This is a genomic window from Microbacterium sp. ISL-103, from assembly GCF_018613995.1.
Taxonomy (GTDB): Bacteria; Actinomycetota; Actinomycetes; order Actinomycetales; family Microbacteriaceae; genus Microbacterium.
On the sequence record NZ_JAGGPD010000306.1, the window covers coordinates 1 to 9,019 of the forward strand.

Consider the following 9,019-nt stretch of genomic DNA (forward strand, 5'->3'; position numbering starts at 1 on the left):
GGCTCATCCCGCTGCCCCGGCTCATCCCGCTGCCCCGGCATTCGCGGCAGCTCCCTCTGCAGTGCCCGATGCCCCGGCATTCGCGGCACCGCAGCCCGCTCCGGCGTTCCCGGCAGCGCCCGCGGCCGACATCCCCGCGCCGGCAGCGGCTCCCGCCATCGTGGTCGACGAGTCCGACGACGACGACCTGGAAGAGACGCGCATCAGCATCCCCGGCCATCGTCTCGTGTTCACCTGGGATGACGGCACCCGCGTCACGGTGTCGCGACGCACGATCTTCGGACGCAATCCCGGTGCAGAAGAGGGCGCGATCATCGTGCCGGTGCGCGACGAGACGCTCTCGCTCTCGAAGACCCACTTCGAGGCGGCGGCCTCGACCTCGGGCGGCTGGGTGCTCGACCGGTTCTCGACGAACGGCATGACCCTCGTCCGGGAGGGCCAGCGCATCGCCTGCCCCGCGGGCCAGCGCGTGCCGGTGCGCCTCGGCGATGCCATCGAGATCGGCGATCGGATCGTGACGATCGGCGGATACGCATGAGCGTCGCACTGGCGGTTTCGACGGGTGCGGCGACGCACACCGGGCTGCGTCGCACGCTCAATGAGGATGCGTTCCTCGCCAGCGCCCCCGTGTTCCTGGTCGCCGACGGGATGGGCGGGCATGAGGCGGGCGAACGCGCCAGCGCCGCGGTGATCGAGGAGTTCTCCCGGCACATCGGGCAGCCGGCGCTCGCGCTCGACCAGGTGCGCGACGCCGTCTCGGTCGCGCGGGCAGAGGTCGAGGCGCTGTCGACCACGAGCAACGGCCGTGCGGGCACGACCCTCAGCGGCGTCGTCATCGCCACGGTCGACGGCATGGGCTACTGGCTCGTGCTGAACATCGGCGACTCCCGGGTCTACCGCCTCGAAGACGGCGATCTCGAGCAGGTGAGCGTCGACCATTCGGTCGTGCAGGAGCTCGTCGAGTCCGGTGAGCTGCGCCCCGAAGACGCCCAGACCGATCGCCGTCGCAACATCATCACGCGGGCGATCGGGGCCGGCAGTGACGGCGAGGTCGATTACTGGCTGTTCCCCGCAGAGATGGGCGACCGGATGCTGGTCTGCTCCGACGGGCTGGCGTCGGAGCTCAGCGACGGGGCGATCCGCGAGATCCTCATGGTCGAGGCCGACCCGCAGCGCGCGGCAGACATCCTCGTCTCGAGCGCCGTGCACGCCGGAGGGCGAGACAACGTGACGGCCGTCGTGATCGATGCCATCTCGGTCGCGTCTCGACCCGGCACCCTCGTCGAGACGGACGAACCAGACGTCGCGGACACGCGTCCGCGTGAAGCTGCAGGAGGAGTGCGCTGATGCGTGTGAACTATCGCCCCGGAACGTGGAACGCCCTGATCCGCGATGGCGCTCTGCTCGTGCTGCCTCCGACCGTCGATGCCGCCCTGATCGCCGATGCGTGGAACGGTTTCGACGGAATCCGTGAACTCGGCGCGCTCGTCGACCTGCTGACCGTGCGCTCGGGGGGCTCGCTCGCCTCTCTGCCCGACTTCGCCGCGGTCGTGGCCGACGGGCAGGACGTCAGGGTCGCGGTGCGCGGCGTGCCCGAGATCGTGGTCGAGACGGCCGACGGCCAGACGCGCATCATCGGCACCGACCTGACGACGTGGAGCGAGCGCCTGGTCCGAGGCGCGGCGAGGGTCGATGTCGTGGTCGAGAGCGCCGACGATGTCGAGCTGCCGGTGGTCGGCGGCGTGGTGCGCGCGGCGGCCGTCTCGCTCGATCCGACAGGCGACTCGGCAGGCATCTCAGCCGGCGTCTCGGCCGTCGACAGCGCGGCGACCTCGACCGACTCGGTCGCGCCGGCGCCGTTCGCTGCAGAGCCGGCCGCTGCTGCCCCGCCCGCTGCGGAGCCAGCCGGGGGAGTGCCTCCGGTCGTCGCCCCCGCGGTGGTCGCTCCCGCCGTGGTCGCTCCGGTCCCGCCCGCAGTCGGCCTCCCGAGCGTGGGTGCGGTTCCCGCCGTTCCGCCTGTCCCGCCGGTGGCCTCCCTCGCGCCCGCCGGTGATTCCGAGGGCGAGTCGCCTCAGGATGAGCCGGACTTCGGCGACACGCTGCTTCCTGAAGACGACGACCGCGAGGCCGACCTCGCGGAGCGCCCGGGCGACGACGAGCCCGCCGATGCCGACGGGCAGGGCGACATCGACGAGTTCGAGATGCTCTTCGGACAGACCATCCACCGCCCGGCGTCAGAGCCGGCGTCGACGGACGCGAATGCCGGCGCCGCAGACCCGTTCGCGGCATCTGCCGCCGACGCCGATGCCGGGCTCGCGGGCGACCATGACGGCGCGACGATCTCGGCCGCCGAGGCGCGGGCCCTCCGAAAGGATGCCCCGCCGGTCTCTCCCGACGCCCCCACCGAGGCCCTCCCGGTCGTCTCCGGCGGAGGCCGCATCCGCGTCTCCACCGGACAGGTGGTGACCCTCGATCGCACGGTCATCATCGGCCGCCGCCCGCGCTCGACACGAGCCAGCGGGGCGAACCTCCCGCATCTGGTCGCCGTCGAGAGCCCGCAGCAGGACATCTCGCGCAGCCACCTCGAGGTGCGTCCCGAGGGCGACACCGTGGTGGTCATCGACCTGCACACGACGAACGGATCGACCCTGCTGCGCGCCGGCTCCGATCCCATGAGGCTGCACCCCGGTGAGCAGACGATCGTCGTCTCGGGCGACGTCGTCGACCTCGGCGACGGAGTCACCGTCGCGTTCGAGGATCTCCCGTGAGTCGTCGCCCTTCGCCGCCGCCGGAGCTGCCCGGCTTCGTCTATGTCGAGCCGCTCGGCACGGGAGGCTTCGCCGACGTCTTCCTCTACGAGCAGCAGATGCCCCGGCGACGCGTGGCGGTCAAGGTGCTGCTCGCCGACCGCCTCACCAGCAGCGCCGCGCAGGAGTTCGCCGACGAGGCCAACGTCATGGCGATGCTGTCGACGCATCCCGCGATCGTCACGATCTATCAGGCGGGAGTCGCCGGAGACGGCCGTCCGTACCTGGTGATGGAGTACTGCCCTCGCCCGAACCTGCAGCTGCGCGCCCGCAGAGAGCCGTTCTCGGTGGCAGAGGCGCTGCGTGTCGGAGTGCAGGTGGCCGGTGCCGTCGAGACGGCGCATCGCGCGGGTGTGCTGCACCGCGACATCAAGCCGGCGAACATCCTCGTCACGGAGTACAACCGCCCCGCACTAACCGACTTCGGCATCGCCTCGACCACGGGGGCGACCGGAGAGGCATCCGGCATGTCGATCCCGTGGTCGCCGCCGGAATCGTTCGCGGATCCGCCGCAGAGCGGCCCCCGCACCGACGTATGGGCGCTGGGAGCGACGCTCTACACGCTGCTGGCCGGTCGTTCGCCCTTCGAGCGGACGGGCGAGCGCAACTCCAGCGCCGACCTGATCGAGCGCATCGAGCGCGCCGCGCTGCCGTCGCTCGCGCGTCCGGATTCCCCCGAGAGCCTGCAGCGGCTGCTCGAGCGGTCGATGGCGAAGAACCCGGATGCCCGTTTCCCCAGCGCCGTGGCCTTCGCCCGCGCGCTGCAGAAGGTGCAGATCGAGCTGTCGCACTCTGTGACGCCGATCGACATCGTCGACGACCACCCGCCGGCCGAGGATCTGGATGACGACGGCGACGGCCTGACCCGCGTCCGCGAGATCGTCAGCATCGATCCCGATGTCGCGTCGTTCACGAGGCCGTCTGCGGCCACTCAGCCCAAGGGCGCGCTGTTCCCCTCGGCAGACGTCCCCCGCTTCGACAGCCCCGACCCGGTCGACGAGGCCACTCAGCTGCGCGGCCCTGGCGCGCCTGCCGCGGCCACAGCTCCTATAGACGATGACCGCACGATCGCGCGGGGCCCGACGGTCGTCACTCCGCACGCCACGTCGTCGACCACGCCCTCGCATGCCACGCCCTCGACCTCCGCGCCGTCGGCCGGGCCGTCGTCGTCCCCGGCCTTCGCCGCGCCCTCCGCCACCGGAGACGCCACCGGATCCGCGACGTCGTCCGGCGACCCGGACCGGAAGCCCCGCAGCCGCAGGGGTCGGACGATCGGCCTGGTCGCGGCCGGTGTCGTGGTGATCGTCGGTGCGATCGTCGGACTCAATCTGATGGTGGCGAACATGCCCACCCCCGAGCCGGTGGCCACGGGCGACGAGGTCGATCCGAAAGACATCGTGTCCGACGTGGTGCCGAAGGTCTCCGACCTCGAGGGCACGCGTTCGGGTGACTCCGTGACCTTCACGTGGACGAACACCGACGAGCTCGAGGGCGACAGCTTCATCTGGGTTCCCGTCGATCTCACCGGCCAGGGCACTCCGTCGACGACCACCGACACCTCGGTCACGATCACCGACGCCGCGGCGGGGCAGGTGTGCGTCGACGTGGCGCTGCGCCGAGACGACGGCCGCGCGTCCGAGCCGGTGCGGGGGTGCGTCCAGTGACGGGCATCGGCACGGTCACCGTCGAGTTCGCGGGCGAGTACTTCACCATCGAACCCGGCAGCAGGTTCACGGCCGGGCGCGAGGGCGACCTCGCGATCGACGACAACCTCTTCCTGCACCGCAACTTCCTCGAGATCGCCGAATCGGCGGGTCTCTGGTGGCTGTCGAACATCGGCTCGCGGCTCACCGCATCCGTCACCGATCGCTCCGGCGGCGTGCAGGCCTGGCTGTCGCCCGGCGCGCGGCTGCCGCTGGTCTTCGACGCGACCACCGTGGTCTTCAGTGCGGGCCCCACGACGTACGAGCTGATCGTGCACGCGACGCAGCCCGCGTTCCGTCCGACCCAGCGCGAGAGCACCGACGGCGACTCGACGATCGGCGACGTGCCGCTCACCCAGAGCCAGCGGCTGCTGATCCTCGCACTGGCCGAGCCGCAGCTGCTACGCGACGGCACCGGAATGAGCGAGATCCCGACGTCGGCCAAGGCCGCGGCGCGTCTGGGGTGGACGGTGACCCGCTTCAACCGCAAGCTCGACAACGTGTGCGACAAGCTCGATCGCATCGGCGTGCCGGGCATGCGCGGGGGGCAGAGGTCGTTCGCCACCAATCGGCGTGCGCGCCTCGTGGAGTACACGATCGCCTCGCGCCTGGTGACGCGTGAGGACCTCGCAGATCTCGACAAGCCGCAGGGCTCCGAGGACGAGGATGCCTGACCGCGAGGCCGCACACCCCTGCAGGCGGGTGAGCCCTCCGTGTACGAGCTGAGCCCGCTGGGGCTCTCTGCGACACAGGCAGACGAGTGGCGCGACTTCTTCGCGAGCGGTCGCGTGTACGCCGCTCCGCTGGATCGCACGGCCGTGCGCCGGAGGATGCGCGTCAACGCCGTCGTGCTGGGTGTGGCGTGGCTGGTGCTGTTCGCGGCCCTCGCAGGCCTCTTCTCCGTCCTGTTCCTGCATTTCGGCGGCCCCGTGACCGTGCTGCTGCTCGCGCTGCTGGTGGTCGCGGCGGGCGTGCTGCTCATCCGCTTCGCCCTCCTCCGGCGGCGGCTGCGCGGCGGCAGAGTCTCGGCCGACGACTACCTGGTGGTCAGCGCCGACGGCATCCGCCTCGCCGGTCACGTCGAGCTGCCGTGGTCTGCCGTGATCGGCGGCGTCGGGTTCGACGACCGCGCGGCCGCCGTGCCGCTGCTGCGCGGCCCCGCGGCGGCGATCGAGCGTGCGTCCGGTCGTGTGCAGTCGGAGTTCGTGCTCGGTGTGCGGGGGGTGCGCGCGCTGCGCGATGCCGCACCGAGAGACCTGCACGGCATCTTCGAGGTGATCGCGGACCACGGAGGCATCCGCATCCCGATCGATACGATGGTCGCTGCCGAGAACGTCCGCGCATCGCTGGCCGCGATCTGCATCGCCGGCCTGCAGGCCGGCATCGACATCGAGGTCACCGGTGACCGCTCGACGATCTACACCAGAACAGTGGCCCTGCTCGGGGCCGAGAAGGCTGCGCCGCCGACCGCGGGGCAGCGAGGAGAGGGAGATGATGGCCGACCTTCGCGCCAGCCGATGTGAACAGCTCGTCGACCCGGTGACGGCACTGACCGTCGCCGTCGTATCGAGCAACGAGCGCATCCCGCAGAGCTTCACCGACATCGTCCGCGCGGCGGAAGACGTGCGCGCGATCGCAGAGCTCGGATCGATGGGAGTCGAGAACTCCGACTACGTCGCGTGGGCCGCAGGCTCTCCGCAGACGCTCAACGCGCTGATCGAGGCGGCAGAGGCGAGGGACTCGAAGGGCGTGTGGGAGGCGTTCTCGCACCCGCAGTACGGCCTCCACCGCGTCGCGGCGGCATGCAACGGTCTTCCGCGGTGGGCACCGCCGGAGGGGTCGGAGTTCGTCTGAGTTTCGCTCAGCAGCCTGCGGCGGGTCCGCTCAGCAGCCTGCGGCAGAGCCGAGGTCAGGGAGCTCGACCGCATCGCCCCAGCCCGAGAACTCCAGCTGGAGGCTTCCGGCGACGTCGGCGCGGGTGAGCGACACCGGAAGTGCGGGGCCCTGCGTCTGCACGCGCAGCGCGCCGAGGGTGCCGTCGGCCCCCAAGACGAGGTCGACGCCGTCGTCCGACGGCGCGCCGACAGCTGAGGCATCGGCGGTGTGCTCGGCGAGCGTCTGCAGCGGATGAAGCAGCGACCCCCACCGGGTCAGCGCGGGGTCGTCGTCGGCGACGCACGAGTACTCGCCGGCGACGAGGTCGCCTGCCGCGGCCGTCGAGGGATTGACGTAGGTCTGCCCGTCGGTGATCACGACCGAGGTGGTCTGACCGTCGACCGTGAACTCGGCCAGCGTCTCTTCGCTCGAGCCGCGCACGTCGACCGTCAGCACGCGGCCGCCCGCATTCGTGAAGGGTCCGGTCATGGTCCCGGGTCCTGCTTCGCGCACGGCGGTGAGCATGGTGGCGCGGGCGGTCGAGGCATCCAGCAGGACGATCCCGTTGCCCCCGGACTCCTCGTCCCATGCGCCGAGATCGATGTGCGTCGGACTCGGCGCCGGCTCCTGCGCCTGCGTCCCGCCGGCGCACCCGGTGAGCGCGAGAGCGGTGCCGAGCACGAGGGCGATCAGTCGCGCGTCACTCCGACGGGGCATCCGCCACGCATCCCGAGACCGCGCCCTGGGCGTCGAGCGTGGCACGGTCGAGCTTGACCTCGGCCTTCTCGTTGCCCTCGGCAGGGCGCACCACGATGCAGGATCCGTCGTCGACGATGGCGGCCGCGCGCGGCAGCCAGGCCTCGGTGCCGGTGACCAGCTGCGAGACGTCGAGGGTGGGTCCTGAGGGGCCGTCGACGACGATCACCTGGTACGGCACGTCGGGGCCCGTCCAGTCGGCGCGCACCACGTTGTCGGTCACCTCGAGCGTGAGGTCCGACGCCGTGGCGCGGCCCGAGAGGCCGCCGACGATCACGAAGACGACGAACGCGATGAGCGCGAGGATCGTGGTGCCGACCGAGATGAGGAAGGCGGGATGCCGCCACAGCGGGCGCTGCTTCTCGGGCGCGTCCTCGAGCTCGGGCAGCACGTCTCCCGACGTCTCGAGCGTGCGGATCTCGCCCGGGGCGACCTGCATGCTGGGCCGCGGCGAATCCCATCCGAGCTGGCCGTCGAGGGCCGCGGGGGCCGGTGTGCGCGATGCGGTCCACGGCACCGGCGCGGCGGTGATCATGGCGTTCGCCGGTAGCTCGCCGACCGGCGCAGCATTCTGCTGGCGGCGTGTTCGCGGGATGTCGCTCATGGATCTGGTGCAGATTCTCCGTCGTGGTCGGGCGCGGCTATCCTAGTCATGGCCTGCCGCCGATCTTGGAGTCTCATGACCTCGACGCACCGACGCCGGCGAGGAGCTCTCGCTCTCGTCGCGATGCTCAGCGCCCTGCTCACATGGTCTCCGCTCTCGGCATCGGCATCGCTGTCGGCCTCCGAGGCATCCGCGCCGCCGCAGGGCGGGGCGGTCGAGGTCTCGTACACCGAGACGACCGAGATCCGCCCCGGCGAGGGGTGGCTCATCGACTGCTCGGGCGTCGGCACGCTCGAGGGCATCGCGGTCACTTGCGCGGATGACACCGTGACGCTCGTGTCCGCCGGGTTCGACGCCGACCTCGGCACCCAGACCCTCACCGTGCCGCAGGTGTCGGGTGCGACGCGCATCTCGGTCGACTATCGGGTGCGCCTCGAGCTCCCGCCGCTGCCCGAGGTCGCCGTCGACCGTCTCGATCTGCCGATCGCCGTGGGCGAGCAGGCGCTCGTGCCGCTGTCGGCGCTCGGCATCGTCTGCGCGGTCTGCACTCCCGACGGCGGGGCGACCATCCGGGTCGAGAAGATCCCTGGGGGTGTCGCAGCCGGGGTCGGCGAGAGCCATCTTGCGCTCCGCGGCACGACGGCCGGAGACGCGATCATCCCGTTGACCATCACCGACGACGCGGGTCAAGAGGTGTCGGTCGAGCTGACCGTCACCTTCGTCACGGCGCCCGCCCCCACCGTCGGCGGACTGCACGTGGTCGGAGACGCCGAGAAGATCGAGATCGTCGAGCAGACCTGGGGCGACGACGCCGCCATCGTCTGCAGCTCGCCGCAATCGCTCGGCCTCCGATGCACCGAAGACGGCGGCATCGAACGCACAGGCACCGGCCCCGCGCAGCTGCTCTTCCGCGTGGTCACCGACGACGGACGCCTCGCCTGGGGCAGCATCACCGATGACGCGGATGCAGATGTCGCCGAGCTCGTCGCTCCCTCGTGGGAGAGTGAAGCGCCGCTGTCGCTCGTCTCGGCGCCTGTCGACGAGCAGCAGGCCGACGCAGCAGTTCCGCTCGCCGGCCTCGCCCGGCTTCTGGAAGGGATACCCGCATCATGAGCCTTCGGCTGACCGTCGCCGACCGCCCCGGCGCACCCCAACCCGAATCCTGGATCGTCAAGGTCGACGAGGCCACGACGATCTCCGAGATCGGCGAGTCGCTCGACGTCCCGGCCGACGAGCTCGCACCCGGCACCGACCCGTCGTCGGCATTCACCGTC

The 9,019-nt window shown here is 71.3% G+C and carries 9 protein-coding genes and 1 pseudogene; 8 read left to right on the forward strand and 2 right to left on the reverse strand.

The features are described 5' to 3' along the window. From J7E68_RS11735 to J7E68_RS11765, 7 genes and pseudogenes are all read left to right on the forward strand, one after another. A pseudogene (locus J7E68_RS11735) lies at positions 1-538 on the forward strand (hypothetical protein); the annotation flags it as partial. After that, positions 535-1,347 carry a protein phosphatase 2C domain-containing protein gene (locus J7E68_RS11740; RefSeq protein WP_215172786.1) on the forward strand — a complete coding sequence of 271 codons (813 nt, stop codon included), beginning with the start codon at positions 535-537 and terminating at the stop codon, positions 1,345-1,347. The pseudogene J7E68_RS11735 and the gene J7E68_RS11740, both read left to right, overlap by 4 nt. Continuing rightward, positions 1,347-2,768: an FHA domain-containing protein gene (locus tag J7E68_RS11745; RefSeq protein ID WP_215172788.1), complete on the forward strand. Its 1,422-nt coding sequence runs from the start codon at positions 1,347-1,349 to the stop codon at positions 2,766-2,768. The genes J7E68_RS11740 and J7E68_RS11745 overlap by 1 nt, the downstream gene beginning before the upstream one ends. Beyond that, on the forward strand, positions 2,765-4,471 hold the full coding sequence (locus J7E68_RS11750; RefSeq protein ID WP_215172790.1) for a serine/threonine-protein kinase: 1,707 nt from the start codon (positions 2,765-2,767) through the stop codon (positions 4,469-4,471). Before J7E68_RS11745 ends, J7E68_RS11750 begins: the two co-directional genes overlap by 4 nt. 5 nt (positions 4,472-4,476) lie before the next feature. Then, positions 4,477-5,184 (forward strand): hypothetical protein, encoded by a 708-nt coding sequence (locus J7E68_RS11755; protein WP_215172802.1) that lies wholly within the window; start codon positions 4,477-4,479, stop codon positions 5,182-5,184. Positions 5,185-5,223: 39 nt separating this feature from the next. Next, positions 5,224-6,033, forward strand: a complete 810-nt coding sequence (locus tag J7E68_RS11760) for a hypothetical protein (protein WP_215172792.1) — start codon at positions 5,224-5,226, stop codon at positions 6,031-6,033. Beyond that, positions 6,002-6,364 (forward strand): hypothetical protein, encoded by a 363-nt coding sequence (locus tag J7E68_RS11765; protein WP_215172794.1) that lies wholly within the window; start codon positions 6,002-6,004, stop codon positions 6,362-6,364. The genes J7E68_RS11760 and J7E68_RS11765 overlap by 32 nt, the downstream gene beginning before the upstream one ends. Before the next feature lie 30 nt (positions 6,365-6,394). Here J7E68_RS11765 and J7E68_RS11770 read toward each other — a convergent pair whose 3' ends face one another. Beyond that, entirely contained in the window at positions 6,395-7,102 is a 708-nt protein-coding gene (locus tag J7E68_RS11770) for a hypothetical protein (RefSeq protein WP_215172796.1), read from the reverse strand. Then, the gene (locus tag J7E68_RS11775) at positions 7,086-7,745 is read right to left on the reverse strand and encodes a hypothetical protein (protein ID WP_215172798.1); all 660 of its coding nucleotides are present in this window, start codon (positions 7,743-7,745) and stop codon (positions 7,086-7,088) included. The genes J7E68_RS11770 and J7E68_RS11775 overlap by 17 nt, the downstream gene beginning before the upstream one ends. Positions 7,746-7,820: 75 nt before the next feature. Between J7E68_RS11775 and J7E68_RS11780 the strand changes: the two genes are divergently transcribed. Then, complete coding sequence (locus tag J7E68_RS11780) at positions 7,821-8,858, forward strand: hypothetical protein (protein ID WP_215172800.1); 1,038 nt, start codon at positions 7,821-7,823, stop codon at positions 8,856-8,858. The last annotated feature ends 161 nt before the right edge of the window (positions 8,859-9,019 follow it).